Below are 17,092 nucleotides of genomic sequence, written 5' to 3'. Positions count from 1 at the left end.
ATGCGCGCCGAGCCCCAGCCGAATTGCAAATCCACACCCAAGAGCGAGGTTCTGCTGTACGAATCCGCGGTCAAGATCTATCCGCGCCAGGCAAAGGGCATATTTGCCCGGCTGCGGGTATCGTCGATGTCCATTCTGCTGGGCTTGTACTATCTCGTTCCTTGGCTGTCCTGGAACGGCAAGCCGCTGGTGTTGTTCGACCTGCCACATCGCCGATTCCATATTTTCGCCCTGACGCTGGTGCCGCAGGATTTGCTGCTACTGGCATTCCTGCTGCTTCTCGCAGCGCTCACCCTGTTCTTTTTCACCTCCCTGGCCGGGCGCCTGTGGTGCGGATATGCGTGCCCGCAAACAGTCTGGACGGAATCGTTCCTCTGGATGGAGCAGTTCTGCGAAGGTGACCGCTACAGCCGCATCCGCCTGGACCGCGCACCATGGGGTCCGGAGAAACTCGCGCGCAAGGGTGCCAAGCACTTGCTCTGGCTGGGCTTCGCACTGCTGACTGGGTTGAGCTTCGTCGCCTATTTTGTGCCGGCGCGCGAATTGTTCCCGGCCGCACTGCACTTTCAGCTTTCGGGCTGGGCGCTGTTCTGGGTATTGTTCTATGGATTCATGACCTGGGGCTTTGCCGGCTTCATGCGCGAACAGGTGTGCAAGTACATGTGCCCCTACGCCCGTTTCCAGAGCGCGATGTTCGACCCGGATACGCTCATCATCGCCTACGACGAGAAGCGGGGCGAGCCCCGCAAGACCCAGGCAAAGAAGACCGGCCAGAAGGCAGCCGACTGCGTCGACTGTTCCCTCTGCGTCCAGGTTTGTCCCGTGGGGATCGATATCCGCAATGGCCTGCAATACGAGTGCATCGCCTGCGCCGCCTGCGTAGATGTCTGCGACGGCGTGATGGAATCGGTGAAGAAGCCCAAGGGTCTGATCCGCTATACCAGTTCACGGCACGACGCCGGCGGACCGTTCCGCCTGGTCCGTGCGCGGACCATCGGCTATGGAATCCTGTGGTTGGCCGCCTGCGCCGGCTTCCTGCTGCTGGCCTTGGGCCATTCGACGTTGCGCTTCGATGTCCTGAGGGACCGCCATACCCTGTACCGCGAACTGGCCAGCGGGGCCATTGAGAATGTCTACACACTCAAGGTGACCAACGACGACGCGGTCGCCCATCGTTACGCCATTTCAGCGCATTTTTCCGATGGGACACCCCTAATCGTCGAGCCGGCCGAGTTGAGCCGCGCCGCGGACGAGACCGGGGCCACTACCATCACACTGCGCACTGCTCCACGTAGCGACAGCGAGCAGCCGCTGCCGTCCATCGAATCCGTCGTGGTCGGGATTTCGCAAATCGATTCACCCGGCCCGAGCCGTGAACGCAATGCCAGATTTTTGACCGGAGGCAAGCCATGAGCACGCAAGTCAACTCGACCAATCCCGCCAACCCTGCCGAATTCCGTATCTTTCTGGAGTTCATCCTGATGATCGGCCTGCCGTTGATGGCGGTATTTGCCGGCTGTCTGTTGGCCTTCAATGCCTACGTTCACGGCTTCACGCAGTTACCGAGTGCGGCGCCTGCCGCTGTGCCGGTACACGTGCGCTGAGATGAGCAGCGGCCGCGACTGGACCGCCTTCGACCGACCCGAAGTCCGGGCTGGGTTCGGTTCCACCGGTGGGAGCGGCTGCGAAGTGCTGCTGGCTTTGGATGGCATTCATTGCGCAGGTTGCGCTGCCAGGGCCGAGTCCCTGATTGCCAGTCGCGCGGATGAAATCCGTGTCAATGTCGCGGCGAAAACGCTGAGCCTGCGTTTCAAGCCGGAAGCTGTGCGACTCTCCGCCATTCTGGAAGCTCTGGACAAGGCGGGCCTGGAACCGCGGATCCTGGCAAACGAGGCGCCTTCCACCCGTTCATTGCGCGAGCGCCGCTTGACCATCGGACGCATCGGTGTATCGACCATCTGCGCCATGCAGGTGATGATGATGGCCTGGCCCGGTTACTTCGGTGTCCGGCCGGACCCGGCGATCGAGCAATTGCTGCGATGGGCTCAGCTGGTCATTTCCATTCCGGGAGTACTCTGGGCGGGTTGGCCGTTGTTTTCGGGCGCCTACCGGGCACTGCGGAGCCGGGCGCTCGACATGAATGTCACTGTCGGCCTGGCGCTGGCCGTTGCGTTCGGCGCTTCGGTGGTTAGGACCTTCGCGGGACATGGCGATCTTTATTTCGATACGGCTACCATGTTCGTCTGGTTCCTCACCATCGGTCGCTATCTTGAATCCCGGACCCGCGCGCGTGCCGGTGAACGCTTGCGGCTTCTGGCGGGACGCCGCGCGCTGACAGCGCAACGGCGCAGCGGCTCCGGGGTCGAACAGGTGGCCATCGGCGAATTGCGTCCGGGCGACGAAGTCGTCGTCGCGCCCGGCGAGGTGTTGCCGGCAGACGGTATGCTGACTCAGCCCACAGTGGAACTCGATGAATCATTGCTGACCGGCGAAGCCCGCCCGGTATTGCGCAGCCCCGGCCAGCGGGTTCTGGCCGGGGCTGTCAACCTCGGAACGACTGCCTTGGTATTCCGCGCCGACCGCCTGGGCGGCGCAACCGTGCTGGCTCAGATCACCAAACTCATGGAACACGCGCAGGATTCGAAACCCAAGCTGCAGCAGCTTGCCGATCGGCTCGCGGCCCACTTCATCGCGGCGGTGCTGGTGTTTTCCGTCTGCGGATTGGCAATTGCCTTGCTGCGCGGCGCGTCGATGGACCAGGCTGCGAACATCGCCATTGCGGTGCTGGTGGCCAGTTGCCCTTGTGCACTGTCGCTCGCGGTACCTGCCGTACTCGCCGCCGCAACTTCACGCCTTGCGGCTTCCGGGGTGCTGGTGGCTAATGCCGGTGCATTGCAGGTCTTGGCCGGGGTGGATACGGTTTTATTGGACAAGACCGGCACCCTGACTTCGCCCGAGATGAGACTCGGTGAGGTGCTCGCGGAAAGCGGAGTCGATGCCGAACACTGCACCCGGATCGCCGCGGCGCTGGAGCAAGGCAGCCGTCATCCGATCGCCACAGCCTTCGCCGGCAAGTCGGGCGACCTGGTAGCAAGCGATATCGAGAGCGTCCCGGGATCGGGGATCACAGGCATCGTGGATGGCCGCCGATACTGGCTGGGCACGACCGATCCCGTAGCGCACCGGGCCGGCCTGCCGATTATCCCTCACGGGAAAACCGGCGATACGTGGATCGTTCTGCGCGATGAAACCCGGATGCTCGCGGCATTTTCTATCGGCGCCCGGATTCGGCCCGAAGCCATAGCACTGATCGCCGACCTGGAAAGACGCGGTCTTGCGATCGAGATCCTCAGCGGTGACGGAGCCGACGCGGTCGAGACTCTGGCCGGACTGCTGAAGATACGCAACTTCGCCGCCAGGCAAACGCCATCCGAAAAACTCGCCCGCCTGAGACAATTGCAGGCACAGGGGCGAAAGGTGCTGGCGGTCGGCGACGGCATCAACGACGCGCCGCTGCTGGCGGCCGCGGACGTTGCGGCGGCGATGCCGCGAGGGGCGGCATTGACGCAGGGCAAGGCGGACCTGCTGCTGTTGGGAGATACCCTTGCCGGCCTGCCGCTCGCACTGGATGCCTCGCGTCTGGTCACCCGCAGGATTGGTGAAAATATGGCCTGGGCCTTGTGCTACAACCTCGTGGTCTTGCCGTTGGCCCTGACCGGCCACCTTTCACCCTGGCTGGCGGCGGCGGGAATGTCCGCATCCTCCTTGCTGGTCGTGGGCAATGCCCTGCGTGGGGTCACTTTGAAAAAAGAAGCCGGTAAGCCAATCGTTGTCCCACTACCGCTGACGGTGACCTGATGGCCAGCCTTTATCTGCTGATTCCGCTTGGCGTGGGCGTGGTCCTGGCCGCCATTGGCATATTTCTCTGGGCGGCGCAGCGCGGCCAGTTCGACGGCCTGGAAGATCTGTCCAGCCGCATGCCGGATGACGAAAGCTAGGAAATCACACGGCAGCGCGCTCCTTGACCCAGATCATAGGCGGCAGCGGGGCTCCCCGGGGAAACTAGCGGGGTGCCGCCAACCAAAGGAGAACCGCCAATGACCCCGCTTGAATATGCCCAGGCATGCTTGACGACGCGCCTGCAGGATCTGAGTCAGCGTGCCGCCAGCATCGAACGCAGCCGACAGCATCGGCAACGTCCACTCTCCGCAGATTCCGAGGACCGCGCCACGGAGCGCGAGAACGATGAAGTGCTGGACCGCCTTGCCGTTACCACCCAGGTGGAAATCTCGCAGACGCGGCACGCCCTTTCCCGCATTCAGGATGGCACTTACGGCTTATGCGAAAGCTGCGGTGAGCCGATCAAGCCCAGCCGCTTGCAGGCTGTTCCCGAAGCAACGCAGTGCTCCGGTTGCGCGGCAAGCGCTCAGCGGGCTGCCTGAAACGCGTATGTGGATTCCCGGCTCGGTGTTGAGCGCACCGGCTCTGTTCGTCGCCGGCGTGGTTTCCAGCGCTCATTGCACCCTCATGTGCGGGGCGCTCGGCGTGCACCAACTGCGCAGCGTACGCGCCCTGCCGCCGCGCTCGGCGATGGCCTGGCTGTATGGGGGGCGCCTGGCAGGCTACTCGGCACTGGGGACTGTGGCCGGTGGTCTGGGCCAGGCCATGCTCCGGCATCTGCCGGACCCCATGATAGGCAACGTCCTGCAAGGAGCCGCAGCACTGATCCTGGTGCTGATCGGCTTGCGCTATGTCTTCGGCGCGAGGCCGGCAGCCGCATGTTGCCGGCCTCCGGCACCGGAACACCTATCCTACCTTCCGCCCCGAATCTCGATGCTGCTGCGGGGCATGCTATGGGCTGCGCTGCCCTGCGGCATACTTTATTCGGTGTTGCTGCTCGCCGCTTTCACCGGCTCCGCCGCTGGCGGAGGAATCCTGATGGCTGCATTCGCCCTCGGCGGCACACCCATGCTGGTCGCCGCGGCCTGGGCCAGCTTGAACCGTAGCGCTCCCAACCGCTCCCGGCGCATCGCAGGTTACTGGATGATCGCCTTCGGCTGTGCCGGTCTGGCCGCCACGATACTGATGTCTTCCGGTACGGTTCCAGGCTGGTGCCGCACGGCGCTGGGGGCTGTCTCATGAACCATGATCCGCAAACATCCCCGCTCCCCGATGTCGCCCTGATTCGCAAATACGACGGGCATGGCCCCCGCTATACGTCCTATCCGACCGCGCCGCAGTTCAGCGTGACATTCGGTGCGCAGGCTCATACCGACGCCGCCGACCGCTGCAGTATCGCTTCCCGGCACTCGCCGCTTTCCCTTTACGTTCACATCCCTTTTTGCGCCAGCCCCTGTTACTACTGCGCCTGCACCAAGGTGATCACGCGCAAGACCGGGCATGCCGACGCCTACGTTGCCCGCCTTGTCCGCGAAGTCGAAATGCAAGCCCGGTTGTTCCCGCCTTCCCGGGAGGTAACGCAGTTGCACTTCGGCGGAGGGACGCCGACATTTCTGTCGGCAACGCAGTTGCAGAGGATATTCGATGCACTGCACCGGCATTTCAGGTTGAGCGCTGATGCTGGCCGGGAATTTTCCATCGAAATCGACCCCCGCACGGTCGACGCACAGACGCTGCGACATCTGGCTACACTGGGCTTCAACCGGGCGAGTTTCGGCATCCAGGATTTCGATCCAAACGTCCAGCGTGCGGTCAATCGCCTGCAAACGCCAGCGCAGGTCAGTGACCTGATGGATGCAGCGAGGAACGTGGGCTTCGGCTCATTGTCGGTGGACCTCATCTATGGCCTGCCGCTGCAGACCGGCAAATCGTTCAGCCGCACCCTGGAGCAGGTCGTAGCCTTGCGGCCCGACCGTATCTCCGCCTACAGCTACGCGCACATGCCGGACCGGCTGGTTCCACAGCGGCAGATCCGTCTGGAAGATCTGCCGGACGCGGGAGCCAAGCTGGAGCTGCTGCTCTTGACCACCGACCGCCTGCTGAAAGCAGGCTATCAGCATATCGGCATGGACCACTTTGCCCTGCCGACCGACGAGCTTGCTGGAGCCCTGCGATCCGGCACCCTGCAACGGAATTTCCAGGGTTATTCGACAAGGGGCGGACTCGACCTGTTGGGACTGGGGATGAGTGCCATCAGCCGGCTGGGCGACAGTTACAGCCAGAATAGCCGGACGCTGAAGAGCTACTACGATTCCGTGGACAGCGACCGCTTACCTATCGACCGAGGCATCACGTTGTCACCCGACGACCAAATCCGTCGTGACGTCATCAGCACAATCATGTGCGGCGGACAGCTGGACTACAGGAGCATCGAAGCAGCCCACGGCTTGGACTTCAGCCGGTATTTCGAGCCGGAACTGGAACAGCTTGCCGCTCTCGCCGATGATGGTCTGGTGGAACTCGCCCCCGGAGGAATGAGGGTTACGGCAGCCGGACGCTACCTGCTTCGCGCGGTTGCCATGCCTTTCGATGCGTACCTGCGCCCCGGAATGGCGGCGACGGCGTCGAATACTCCACAATATTCCAAAGTCATCTGAGGAAAACCGCGGTAAATAGCGCGACCACCTTCATCTGCGGGCTCCGTACCTCCTAATGGGACGGAAGCCGCACCGCTTCCTCGATTGCTGCAAAGTCCCGCATCAGGTCGCCGATCGGCAGGCCTTTCGAATAATAGAAGCCTTGCGCTTCGTCGCAAGCTTGCGCAATCAGGTACTGCTGCTGATCCGCTGTTTCCACACCCTCGGCCACGACTTCGATATCCAGTTTCTTGGACATGGCGATGATCGCATTGACCACCGCGGCATCCTTGGCATCGGTCACCAGGTCGCGCACAAACGATCGGTCGATCTTGATCTTGTCGATGGGGAACCGGGTGAGATACGAGAGGCTGGAATACCCCGTCCCGAAATCGTCCACCACGATCCGGATTCCCCGGTCGCGGAATGCGCCCAACAAAGCCGCTGCCTCTTCGGTATTCTGCATCAGGATGCTTTCGGTTATTTCGAGTTCCAGATCTTCCGGCCGCAGGCCGCATTCAGACAGGGTGCGTATAACGAACTGCAACCAGTTCTTCTCGGTGAATTGACGCGACGACACGTTGACCGCCACGGCCAAAGGCCGCTGCATTTGCTTCTGCATGTCGACGCAGTGCCGGCATGCTGTTTCCAGCACCCATTCACCCAAGGGCACAATCAGTCCCGTGTCTTCCGCGATTGGCACAAAACGCGTGGGCAGGATGTTTTCATCTCTATCGTTACGCCAGCGCAACAAGGCCTCGCTGCCGATGATGCGCCCCGTCGTCAACGAGATTTTCGGCTGGAAACAGAGTGCGAACTCGCCCCGATCGAGTGCATGGCGCATGGAATTTCCGATCAGCAGTTTTTCCTGCGACTCCAGCATCATCGATTCGGTAAACCATTTGAAGCTGCCGCGGCCACTGGCCTTGACGCGGTACATCGCCACATCCGCCTTTTTAAGCAGGGTTCCGGCGTCCTCGCCGTCCTGCGGAAACACGCAGCCGCCGATACTTGGAGTAACGTGAAGCTCGTAACGATCCAGCGTCAATGGCATCGACACGGCCTTGCTGATTTGCCCGACCAGGTCGTGCAGCTCATCCTTGGACGTAACGTCGGTCACCACGACAACGAACTCGTCTCCACCCAGGCGCGCAACGGTGTCGACCGACCTGACCTGCGCCAAAATGCGCCGGGCCACGGCTAGCAGCAATTCGTCACCGATATGATGGCCGAGAGAGTCATTCACCTGTTTGAACTGATCGAGATCCAGCAATAGCAATGCAACCTGGGTCTGACTGCGCGTGGCTTGGCGCATTGCCATGCCAAGGCGATCAATCAGCAGATTGCGGTTCGGCAAGCCGGTGAGTGCATCGTGATCCGCCATGTAGCGGATGGACGCTTCGGCACGCTTGCGCTCGGTGATGTCATTGGCGACTGCGAGGAATCCGCTGATCTGGTCGGTTGGGTCACGCAAGGTCGTCAGTGCGATCTGGACCGGAACCGGCGTCCCGTCCTTGCGGCAATAGATCCATTCGCGGCCATCGGACGAATCCGCGCTTCCCGCTTCGATGAAAGCATGGAAATCTATCGCCGCATTCCCGTAAACCCTGGAAATATCCGTCGCGCGCCGCTGCAATTCCGCTTTGTCATGCAACATCAGCACCGGCTGTCCGATCAGCTCCTCCCTACCGTATCCAAGCAGGCGTTCAGCGGCGGGGTTCACCGCCACGATCTGGCCTTCAGTATCCGTCGCAATCACGCTGGACGGCAGACTTTTGAGGATCGAGTCGCGCAGTGCATCAGCATGGGCCTCCCGCACCAGGGTGTCGAGTTCTTTCCGTTTGGAAATATCGATGATGCTGGCCAGCACAAATCGCTCTCCGGCGGTCTGTAACGGGCTCAGGCCGATTTCGATGGGCACCTCGACACCATCCTTGCGCAAACCGAACAGATCGCGCCCTGCCCCCATGGAGCGGACTTCCGGGGATGCAAAATACGTCGATCTGGTCTGGGTATGCCGGGAGCGTATTCTCGCCGGCACCAGCATTTCCAATGCCTTGCCAAGCAGCTCGTTGCGCTCATAGCCGAATAGCCTTTCCACTTGTGAGTTGACGACGCAGATGATTCCGGCGGAATCCACAACGAGAATCGCATTGGGCGACGCTTCAACGATGGCGCGGAATCGTTCCCGCTCCAGTTGCAACGAAGGATCGTCCTGGATCTCGCCGATCGCCGACGAACGCATGCGTCGCAAGTGAAAATCCACGAGGTAATCCTGGAACCTCAGATCGGGGCCCTTGAAGTGACCCTCGATCCAGTCGTCAAGCAGGTCTTCCAAGGTCACCAGATCCTGGTCCGCACTCTGCCCGATATCGGAGGCGGCATCGGTCAGGCTGTGGAGAATCTGCTCATGGGAAGCCCGGTGCGCGCTGATATCGGGATAGGACACTGCGGCCATCACTGCCTCTTCGTCCTGGATATGCGCCCGCGCAAACTCCAGCATCTGCGTCAGGCAGACCTGAAGGTAATCCGGTGATGCATGCCGGCGCTTGGCATCCTTGATGCACTGCACAAACATGGAAAGTTGCTCGTGCTCCCCCTTGATTGCGTTCAAATCAGGAGCGATGTCGGCAAACTTGTATTTCTTATCCATCACGGTATCCATAGGCCATCGGAACAACCGTACCACCTTGTTGGCCCCTAAAGAGGAAACCTTATGATGGGGGTCAAACATACCGTCATATTCCGGTGAACGGTATGTGTACACCGCTAATCGGTCACTACCCGGCTGTCTTGGCGGACAGGACCGTCAGCCGGGACGCCGTCCACTTTGATATGGATCAATGTCATCGCACCGCATTGGTGCGATAAAGACGTCATAAGGGGGCTCCTCGATGCCTATTGCCGACGGAGCACAGAAGCATGTCGTGCAGTGGTCGATTCCCGGCCACGTAGCGCCAGTTCATCTCGGTCTCAGGGGCACTGCATTACAGATACCGGGACCGGAGCAATGAGATTTATAGATCGAAAAAGCTATATCCGATGCAAAAAAATCCTCTACGGGCTTGGCCTGATACTTGGCCTGTTGGCCATCTCGCAATTCGGAGTCGCCGCCCCACCGGCCTGGAATCCGCTTGTGATCGCCATAACCGCGACGCTGACATTCACGGCTACCGGTTGCCTGCTCCTGATGCTGAGCCGTATTACGAATCGGATCCTGGCCACTGACTTGCCGCCGCGGCGGAAGTATCTGCACTCAACGGACTCGCGCACGAAAGTATTGTTCGAGGAAGCATCGATCGGCATCGCCGAAATGTCGAAAGAGGGAAGATGGCTTCGCGTCAACCGGCGCTTGTGCGAAATGGTAGGTCTCAGCAGGCAGGAATTGTTGACGCGTACCTTTGCCGACAACACCCACGTCGAGGACCTTCCAGCCTGCATGGCGTTGCTGGAGGCGCTGCGGGAGGGGCGAGTCGATCACGGCCGGCTGGACCTGCGCTATCGCGGAGCAGGTAATCACTTTCTTTGGGCGAGTGCCAGTGTCTCGGCCGTTCGCGACCCTGATGGCGATCTCGAATATTGCGTGGTAATCGTCCAGGACATTTCGGCCCTGAAAGCGGCGGAGGAATCGCTGCAGCAACGCGTCAACCTGCAGGAATATATCGGGAAAATCGCCGAAACCCTGCCTGGCGCCATTTATAGCTTCCGTATGAAACCCGATGGCACAAGCTCCATGCCGTTTGCCTCACCCAAGCTGCAGGATGTATGCGGTATCTCACCGAAAGAGGTGCTGCATGACGCCAGTACGGCATTTGCCCGCATCCATGCCGAGGATTTGCCACAAGTAAAAGCAGACATCGCTGAATCTGCACGTACGGGGCACTTGTGGCAATCAGAATTCCGTGTGAGCCATCCGGAGCGCGGAGAGCTCTGGATCGAAGGTCGATCCGTTCCGGAAAACGAGTCGGATGGTTCCGTCATCTGGCACGGATTCCTTTACGATATTACCGACCGGAAGCTGCAGGAGCAGCGGCTGCGCCAAGCCGCTTCGGTGTTCTCCAACACACAGGAAGGCGTGGTCATCGCCGATGCGTCGAGATGCATCCTCCAGGTCAACCCGGCGTTTTGCCGCATTTCCGGCTATGTCGAAGATGAGGTGCGGGGTAAGTCCATGCGGATCATGCAATCGGGACGGCAAGACAAAGCTTTCTACCAAAACATGTGGGAGATCATTGAAAAGTACGGTTACTGGCAAGGTGAGATATGGAACAGACGTAAATCGGGGCAGGTCTACCCGGAATGGCTCACCATCAGCGCCGTAAAGGATGCCGGCGGCGCAGTCGTGAACTATGTCGGATCGTTCAGCGACATTTCTCGATTGAAGGAGTCGGAAGAACGCCTGCGCTATCTGGCCAGTCATGATGCCCTGACCGGGCTGCCGAATCGCACCGTGCTTCTGGAACGCACCGAGCAGGCCATTGGGCGGGTCCGGCGAGCCGGCACCCTCGGCGCGGTTCTGTTCTTGGACCTCGACCGCTTCAAGAACGTCAACGACAGCTTCGGTCATCCCGCAGGCGATGAACTTCTGAAACAGGTATCGCAGCGGCTTCTCGAGACTCTGCGTCAAGTGGATGTACTCGTACGAATGGGAGGGGATGAATTCGCTGTCCTGATGGAGGGGATCGGCGCGCCTTCAGACGCGGCCAAGCTGGCACAAGCGCTGATCAACTCCCTTAGCGCGCCTTTCAGCTTGATCGGCGAAAAGGAGGCTTGCGTTGGATGCAGTATCGGCATCAGCGTATTTCCGTCCGATGCAGACAACCCAGATCACCTGATCCAGAATGCAGACGCGGCACTCTACCAAGCCAAGGCCAACGGGCGAGGTACTTACCGCTTTTTTGAAAGCGGGTTGACCAAGATCGCGCTGCGCCGCCTGGAAACCGAGGCGAATCTTCGACGGGGTCTGGAGCGCGGCGAATTCGTGCTGCACTACCAACCCCTGGTCGAGCTCAAGACGGGGCGGATTCACGGCGCCGAAGCACTGGTCCGCTGGATGCCCCCGGGAGGGGAGTTGATTCCACCCGGGATATTCATTCCGATCGCGGAAGAAACCGGCCTGATCGTTCCCCTGGGAGATTGGGTATTGCGCACTGCGTGTATGCAGCTGCGCACCTGGCTCGACGCGGGCTATGAAATCGAACTGATGGCCATGAACCTCAGCCCGCATCAGTTTCGCCGTTCCGATATTGTCGAGCGCATTGCCGGATCGCTGGCGGCGACTGGAGTGGCGGCACATTACGTGGAACTGGAAATCACCGAAGGCGCCTTGATGGAGGATGCGACCGAAGCGACGCAGAAACTCGGCAAGCTCAAGGAACTCGGACTGCGCATCGCCATCGATGATTTCGGCACGGGATATTCGTCTCTTGCCTACCTGAAGCATTTTCCGATCGACAAGCTGAAGGTGGATCGCCAGTTCGTGCGAGATGTATTGGACGACGAAGCCGACCGGCAGATCACCGCGGCGATCATTTCACTAGCGCGCAATTTGAAGCTGGAGGTTCTGGCTGAGGGCGTGGAGACACGCGCGCAACAGGATTTCCTGATCAAGGAAGAGTGCGGAATGGGTCAAGGGTATCTATTCAGCCGTCCATTGCCGGCGGAGGAGTTTGCCCGCCTGTTGCAGCGTCAGCGAGCCCCGCTGGTCTCGGCGGCGTGAAGGCGATGGATATTCAATTCATCATGACCGTCGCGCACCTAGTCCCGACAGCAGGCGGATCTCCACGCCGGGGTTGACCTGTATCATTGGAAAGACCATGGATTAGCGGGAAAATGATAAAGCACCCCAATACCCAAGAGAGGTTTCCTTGATTCCCTTCCGGCCCGTTGCGTGGATCACCCATCCGGCATGCAACCTGCACGACATGGGTGAAGGCCATCCGGAGTGCCCGGAGCGCCTGCGAGCAATCGGCGATCGCCTGCGCAGCGGTGGCCTGCTGGACTTCATGCAACAGTACGAAGCGCCCCGCGCAACGATTGAGCAGCTGACGCGCGTGCATGCAGCAGAATACGTGCAAAGGATACTAGGAGCCGAGGCGGCAAGCCTGCCCATTCACGTGGATCCGGATACCATCCAGACCGCGGAAACTGCCGAGGCCGCTCTCCGCGCAGCGGGTGCCGCCGTGCAGGCGGTCGATCTGGTCCTGTCCGACCAGTACGGACTGGCGTTCTGCGCGGTGCGTCCGCCCGGGCACCACGCCACGCGCGATCAGGCAATGGGATTTTGCTTTTTCAATAATATAGCCGTGGCGGCGGCTCATGCCCTCGCCCGCGGCCTGAAACGGGTGGCCATCCTGGATTTCGACCTGCACTACGGCAACGGAACGGCGGACATTTTCCAGAATGACCGGCGCGTCAAACTCTATTCTACTTATCAACATCCCTTGTATCCCTATTGGAGCGGGTGCGCGGACACTGAAAATCTCGTGGACGTCGCCTTGCCGCCATTGGCCGGGAGTACTGAATTCCGCAAAGCCGTCGAGGAGCGCTGGATACCGGCACTGGTCGACCAGCGGCCGCAGATCATTCTCGTGTCTGCCGGTTTCGACGCTCACGCGGAGGATCCGATGGGTGATCTGCGGTTCGGTTACGACGACTATTCGTGGATCGCCGCGCGGATTCAGTCACTGGCCGAAACCTACTGTCCGGGCCGCATCGTGGCGACTCTGGAGGGCGGTTATACCCCGCATGCCTTGGCACGTAGTGTCGAACGATTCCTCCAGCCATTCCTGACTGGCGACATGCCGTTGTGATCAGGCTTACTCAGGAAAAACAACAGGCACGTTGATCCGGAACCGCGGCATCCGCAGTCAGGCTGCCGCCTGCGCCAATGGCTGCGCCTGCCGGCAACTGGCGGCGGCGTGCGCCAAGTCCCTGCTGTATCGTCGATCGCCGGCATGCTGACCGACGATTCCCGCGCGGATGAGCTTGCCGAGCACACGCCCGCTTGCTTCACAGAAAACAACCCGGACCCCGCGCTGCTCCAGGGCGCCAACCGTTCCTTCCAGCGCCTGCAGCCCGGTGGCGTCGATGAACGGCACGCGCCCCAGCCGGATCACCAGATATTGCGGATCCGAATGCGTCTGCCTGAGGACTTTTTCCAGGCTTTCAACCGCTCCGAAGAAGAGCGGCCCATCGATTGAGAATACCTGTATTCCACTCGGCAGGTTATGACCGCCGGCTTCCCCTAGTTCCGACGCCAGCGTTCGATCGTCGACGCGCAGCACCTCGACCGAGGCGGCCATCCTGCGCAGGAACTGCACGATTGCGAGGACGACTCCGACATTGACGGCCACAACGAGGTCGGTAAATACGGTAAGCAGAAAAGTGGTCAGTAGAATAACGGTATCTGCTTTCGGTGCGGTTCGGGCCATGCGGATGAAATGCCGCACATCACTCATGTTCCAGGCTACCACGAAGAGGATGGCCGAGAGGGCGCATAGCGGGATGCGTGCGGCAAGCGGTGCCAACAAGAGGACGATCGCGGCGAGAGTAACAGCATGGAATAGTCCGGCCAGGGGGCCGGTTCCGCCGTTGCGTACATTGGTGGCGGTTCGCGCGATAGCGCCGGTGGCCGCAAAGCCACCGAACAATGGCGCGATGACGTTTGCGATACCCTGGCCGATCAGTTCCTGGTTGGAATCATGGCGGGTGCCCGACATGCCGTCTGCGACCACCGCGGAAAGCAGCGATTCGATCGCCCCGAGCATGGCAATGGCAAAAGCCGAAGGCAGCAGCGTCTCCAATTGGGCGAAGGAAAACAGCGGAAGATGTGGCATCGGCAGCCCCTTGGGAATGCCGCCGAAGGCGCTGCCGATGGTCTCAACTCCCTCGAAGCTGAACATGGCGTGAAGCACGGTTGCCAGCACCATCGCGATCAGGGGCCCGGGAACGCGGCCCAGGCCGGGCAGGCGCGGGCCGAAGATGCAGGCGGCCAAGCTGAGGATCGCCAGCGCCGACGTGGCAGGATGGGCGCTGGGCAAGGACTGCAGCAGATGCCAGAGCTTCAGGTGGAAATGCGCTCCCTGCGGCGCAGGCAGGCCGAAGAATTCCTTCCACTGCCCCACCCAGATGATCACTCCGATGCCGGCAGTGAATCCTGCGATTACCGGAGCCGGAATGTAGCGGATGACTCCACCGAGCTTGGCAGCGCCCATGGCAATGAGGATCACTCCGGCCATTAGAGAGGCCAGCAGCAGCCCCTCCACACCATAGCGGGCTGTGACACCGGCCAGAATGACCACGAATGCACCGGTTGGACCGGCAATCTGTACGCGGCTACCACCGAACGCGGATACGATCGCACCTGCGATGATGGCAGTATAGATGCCCTGTTCGGGCTTGACACCGGAGGCGATGGCAAACGCCATGGCCAGCGGCAGTGCCACGACTCCCACAACGACACCGGCGATGATATTGGGCAGCCATTGTTCGCGGCGAAACAACCCCGATCTGGCGGCATCGACTACGGCAATCATGCTGGCTGTTGTGTCCGGATGGGGGCGCGATACCAAGGGCTGGTGCTGATCCCAGCCCTCGACGACCGTACGCGTTGAGGGCGTTCAGGCGGCGTGCGGCACCGGCTCCTGGGCGTGCAGCAGACCGACCGGTTCGGCAATCTGGCGCAGTTTGACTTCATTCAGAATCCGGACGCTGCGATCCCCCAGGGACACCCAGCCACGGCGTTCCAGACCTTTGAGCGTGCGGCACACCGTTTCCGTGGCCAGGCGCAGGTAGCTGCCAATGTCACGCTGCGCCATTGGCAGGCGCACCACGGAGCCGCTTTCCATACGGTCGCGCATCTGGAGCAGGAAGGCCACCAGACGTTGTTCTGCGGTGTAGTCACCGGATAAGGCCAAGGCCAAAGCCAGTTCGCGGCTGGTCTGCTCCATGATGCGCTGTGCCACTTCGGGGCTGCGCGACATCAGCTGGCGCAGTTCGGAAATCGGGGCGACGCAGACCTGCGAGGGAACAACGGCGGCGGCGGTAGCCAGGCACACGCCATCGCCAAGGGCATCCAGTCCGATCAGATCGCCGGGCAGGTAAAACCCACGGATACGCTCGTTGCCGTCGCTGTCGTAGGTGGAAGCCTTGATGCAGCCCCCGCGAACGGAATACACCGAGCGCAGGCGGTCACCTCCGCGGTACAAGGCCCCTCGTCCCGGCATCAGGGCAATACGAGGGGCCAGCATGTCGCCAAAAGCAGCGGCTTGCTCAGAACTGCCCCGCCGGGCAAGGCAGGACTGAATCGGGCAAATCAGGCAGTCGATCTTGGTAGCGGTGGGTGCGGCGTCGAATGGCATGGCTGGTTACTCCCCGTTTGGTGTAACCAGATTGCGCCCGGCCGAACCGCTACACCATCCGCACTTTCCGAAGTCCGACTGCGGAAAGTACGTATTGACCGCCGCCCGCGACCTCAAAGCCGGCTTTCTCCCAGCAGGCCCATTCAACGGCTGCTCAGGCGAATTCGCCCCGCATCAGGTCGGGTTGCTCGCGCCGAACCTCGGCACCGATGCGAGCCAGATCCAGGTGCTGCGCAAGGGTATCAAAAAACTGCCGCTGCTTGACCACGAGGAGGTCGCATGGCAAATCCTGCGCCAGGGCTTCCGCCGTGCTGCCCAGCAACATGCGTTCCCAGGCATTCCGGTAGATATTGCCCACCACGACCATATCGACCTTGTGGCGTTCCACCAGATCCGCAATGCACTGGGCCGGCAAGCCCACCAGCCGATGGCAGCGGTCGTTGGGGATCTGGTGACGGTCGACGAAGGCGTGGAAGGCCTTCACGTGCCTGATGATCGTCTCGTCGTAAGCAGCCGTCGTGTAAATGGCGCTACGGGGATTCATCGGAAGATAGGGCGCAACCGAAACCAGGTCGAGCCTCGCATCGGTGTATTCCGCCACAGCCGTCGCTACCTGCATCACACGGGAATTGAGCGACTCGTCCGAAACACCATCGTCAGCCAGAACATCCACGGCGGCCAAGATGCGCTCCGGGCAAGCGGGTGCGTTTGGGCCCACCAGCATCAGGGCACACGGCAACAACCTAGCGAGCCGGAAATCCAGCGGACTGAAAAACATGCGGCGAATCGCCGGCTCGTGGTGCACATTCTTGACCACGTAGTCCGCCCTGATCTCGATAGCCTTGGTCAGAATGGCCTCATGCGGCACCGGCGCCCAAATGGCTTCGCATTCCACTTCGAATCGTCCATCGGCGAGCTCCACTGCCAGCGTACGTAGCTTGTCCATATGCTCGGAAACGAAGTCGCGACGGGCCCGATACGCAATATCAGCATTGGAGCGGACAGTCGCAACCTCGATCAGGCCATCGTGAACGAAGGAGCAAAGGTGCAGCCGCCCCTTCGTGCGTCGCGCCAATTCCACCGCCCTGCGCAGCCCGGCGGTACGTTCGCCTTCGGGCAAGACAATGTACAGAATGTTCGGAGCTTGTGGCATGTTGTTTCCTCATGACTACGGCGTGCAATCAATCTAGGTGT

The 17,092-nt window shown here is 61.1% G+C and carries 13 protein-coding genes; 9 read left to right on the top strand and 4 right to left on the bottom strand.

What is annotated here, in order from left to right; all coding sequences use genetic code 11:
- From ccoG to hemN, 7 genes are all read left to right on the top strand, one after another.
- Positions 1-1,413, top strand: a complete 1,413-nt coding sequence (gene ccoG / locus BP26_RS0113730; protein ID WP_036516879.1) for a cytochrome c oxidase accessory protein CcoG — start codon at positions 1-3, stop codon at positions 1,411-1,413.
- Positions 1,410-1,604 (top strand): hypothetical protein, encoded by a 195-nt coding sequence (locus BP26_RS29540; protein WP_029921152.1) that lies wholly within the window; start codon positions 1,410-1,412, stop codon positions 1,602-1,604. The genes ccoG and BP26_RS29540 overlap by 4 nt, the downstream gene beginning before the upstream one ends.
- Before the next feature lies 1 nt (position 1,605).
- Positions 1,606-3,858, top strand: coding sequence for a heavy metal translocating P-type ATPase (locus BP26_RS0113720; protein ID WP_051748960.1), 2,253 nt, complete (start codon positions 1,606-1,608; stop codon positions 3,856-3,858).
- Positions 3,858-3,998: a cbb3-type cytochrome oxidase assembly protein gene (locus BP26_RS28635; RefSeq protein ID WP_084183083.1), complete on the top strand. Its 141-nt coding sequence runs from the start codon at positions 3,858-3,860 to the stop codon at positions 3,996-3,998. Before BP26_RS0113720 ends, BP26_RS28635 begins: the two co-directional genes overlap by 1 nt.
- A 99-nt stretch (positions 3,999-4,097) precedes the next feature.
- Positions 4,098-4,442, top strand: a complete 345-nt coding sequence (locus tag BP26_RS0113710) for a TraR/DksA family transcriptional regulator (protein ID WP_029921150.1) — start codon at positions 4,098-4,100, stop codon at positions 4,440-4,442.
- Positions 4,443-4,449: 7 nt separating this feature from the next.
- Positions 4,450-5,142, top strand: coding sequence for a sulfite exporter TauE/SafE family protein (locus tag BP26_RS0113705; RefSeq protein ID WP_029921149.1), 693 nt, complete (start codon positions 4,450-4,452; stop codon positions 5,140-5,142).
- Entirely contained in the window at positions 5,139-6,557 is a 1,419-nt protein-coding gene (hemN, locus tag BP26_RS0113700) for an oxygen-independent coproporphyrinogen III oxidase (RefSeq protein WP_029921148.1), read from the top strand. The genes BP26_RS0113705 and hemN overlap by 4 nt, the downstream gene beginning before the upstream one ends.
- Before the next feature lie 52 nt (positions 6,558-6,609).
- Here the strand turns inward: hemN and BP26_RS27660 are convergent, their stop codons facing one another.
- On the bottom strand, positions 6,610-9,189 hold the full coding sequence (locus BP26_RS27660) for an EAL domain-containing protein (RefSeq protein ID WP_169740711.1): 2,580 nt from the start codon (positions 9,187-9,189) through the stop codon (positions 6,610-6,612).
- 357 nt (positions 9,190-9,546) lie between these two features.
- Between BP26_RS27660 and BP26_RS0113690 the strand changes: the two genes are divergently transcribed.
- Both BP26_RS0113690 and BP26_RS0113685 read left to right on the top strand, forming a co-directional pair.
- The gene (locus BP26_RS0113690) at positions 9,547-12,255 is read left to right on the top strand and encodes a sensor domain-containing protein (RefSeq protein ID WP_051748958.1); all 2,709 of its coding nucleotides are present in this window, start codon (positions 9,547-9,549) and stop codon (positions 12,253-12,255) included.
- Between the two features lie 148 nt (positions 12,256-12,403).
- Positions 12,404-13,348, top strand: coding sequence for a histone deacetylase family protein (locus BP26_RS0113685; RefSeq protein WP_029921145.1), 945 nt, complete (start codon positions 12,404-12,406; stop codon positions 13,346-13,348).
- Positions 13,349-13,405: 57 nt separating this feature from the next.
- On the opposite strand, the gene BP26_RS0113680 is transcribed toward BP26_RS0113685, so the two are convergent.
- The 3 genes from BP26_RS0113680 to BP26_RS0113670 form a co-directional block, all read right to left on the bottom strand.
- Complete coding sequence (locus tag BP26_RS0113680; protein ID WP_029921144.1) at positions 13,406-15,073, bottom strand: SulP family inorganic anion transporter; 1,668 nt, start codon at positions 15,071-15,073, stop codon at positions 13,406-13,408.
- Positions 15,074-15,157: 84 nt separating this feature from the next.
- Positions 15,158-15,898: a Crp/Fnr family transcriptional regulator gene (locus BP26_RS0113675; protein WP_084183081.1), complete on the bottom strand. Its 741-nt coding sequence runs from the start codon at positions 15,896-15,898 to the stop codon at positions 15,158-15,160.
- 154 nt (positions 15,899-16,052) lie between these two features.
- Positions 16,053-17,051: a universal stress protein gene (locus BP26_RS0113670; RefSeq protein WP_029921142.1), complete on the bottom strand. Its 999-nt coding sequence runs from the start codon at positions 17,049-17,051 to the stop codon at positions 16,053-16,055.
- Between the last annotated feature and the right edge of the window lie 41 nt (positions 17,052-17,092).

The sequence above is a fragment of the Nevskia soli DSM 19509 genome, assembly GCF_000711955.1.
GTDB lineage: Bacteria > Pseudomonadota > Gammaproteobacteria > Nevskiales > Nevskiaceae > Nevskia > Nevskia soli.
The sequence above is the reverse complement of the archived record's forward strand: the minus strand, read 5'-3'. Positions and strand labels throughout refer to the sequence as shown.

Bases quoted from the DNA above. Each gene is read 5' to 3' on its own strand.
- ccoG (WP_036516879.1), top strand. From the start codon at position 1: ATGCGCGCCGAGCCCCAGCCGAATTGCAAATCCACACCCAAGAGCGAG.
- BP26_RS29540 (WP_029921152.1), top strand. From the start codon at position 1,410: ATGAGCACGCAAGTCAACTCGACCAATCCCGCCAACCCTGCCGAATTC.
- BP26_RS0113720 (WP_051748960.1), top strand. From the start codon at position 1,606: ATGAGCAGCGGCCGCGACTGGACCGCCTTCGACCGACCCGAAGTCCGG.
- BP26_RS28635 (WP_084183083.1), top strand. From the start codon at position 3,858: ATGGCCAGCCTTTATCTGCTGATTCCGCTTGGCGTGGGCGTGGTCCTG.
- BP26_RS0113710 (WP_029921150.1), top strand. From the start codon at position 4,098: ATGACCCCGCTTGAATATGCCCAGGCATGCTTGACGACGCGCCTGCAG.
- BP26_RS0113705 (WP_029921149.1), top strand. From the start codon at position 4,450: ATGTGGATTCCCGGCTCGGTGTTGAGCGCACCGGCTCTGTTCGTCGCC.
- hemN (WP_029921148.1), top strand. From the start codon at position 5,139: ATGAACCATGATCCGCAAACATCCCCGCTCCCCGATGTCGCCCTGATT.
- BP26_RS27660 (WP_169740711.1), bottom strand. From the start codon at position 9,189: ATGGATAAGAAATACAAGTTTGCCGACATCGCTCCTGATTTGAACGCA.
- BP26_RS0113690 (WP_051748958.1), top strand. From the start codon at position 9,547: ATGAGATTTATAGATCGAAAAAGCTATATCCGATGCAAAAAAATCCTC.
- BP26_RS0113680 (WP_029921144.1), bottom strand. From the start codon at position 15,073: ATGATTGCCGTAGTCGATGCCGCCAGATCGGGGTTGTTTCGCCGCGAA.
- BP26_RS0113675 (WP_084183081.1), bottom strand. From the start codon at position 15,898: ATGCCATTCGACGCCGCACCCACCGCTACCAAGATCGACTGCCTGATT.
- BP26_RS0113670 (WP_029921142.1), bottom strand. From the start codon at position 17,051: ATGCCACAAGCTCCGAACATTCTGTACATTGTCTTGCCCGAAGGCGAA.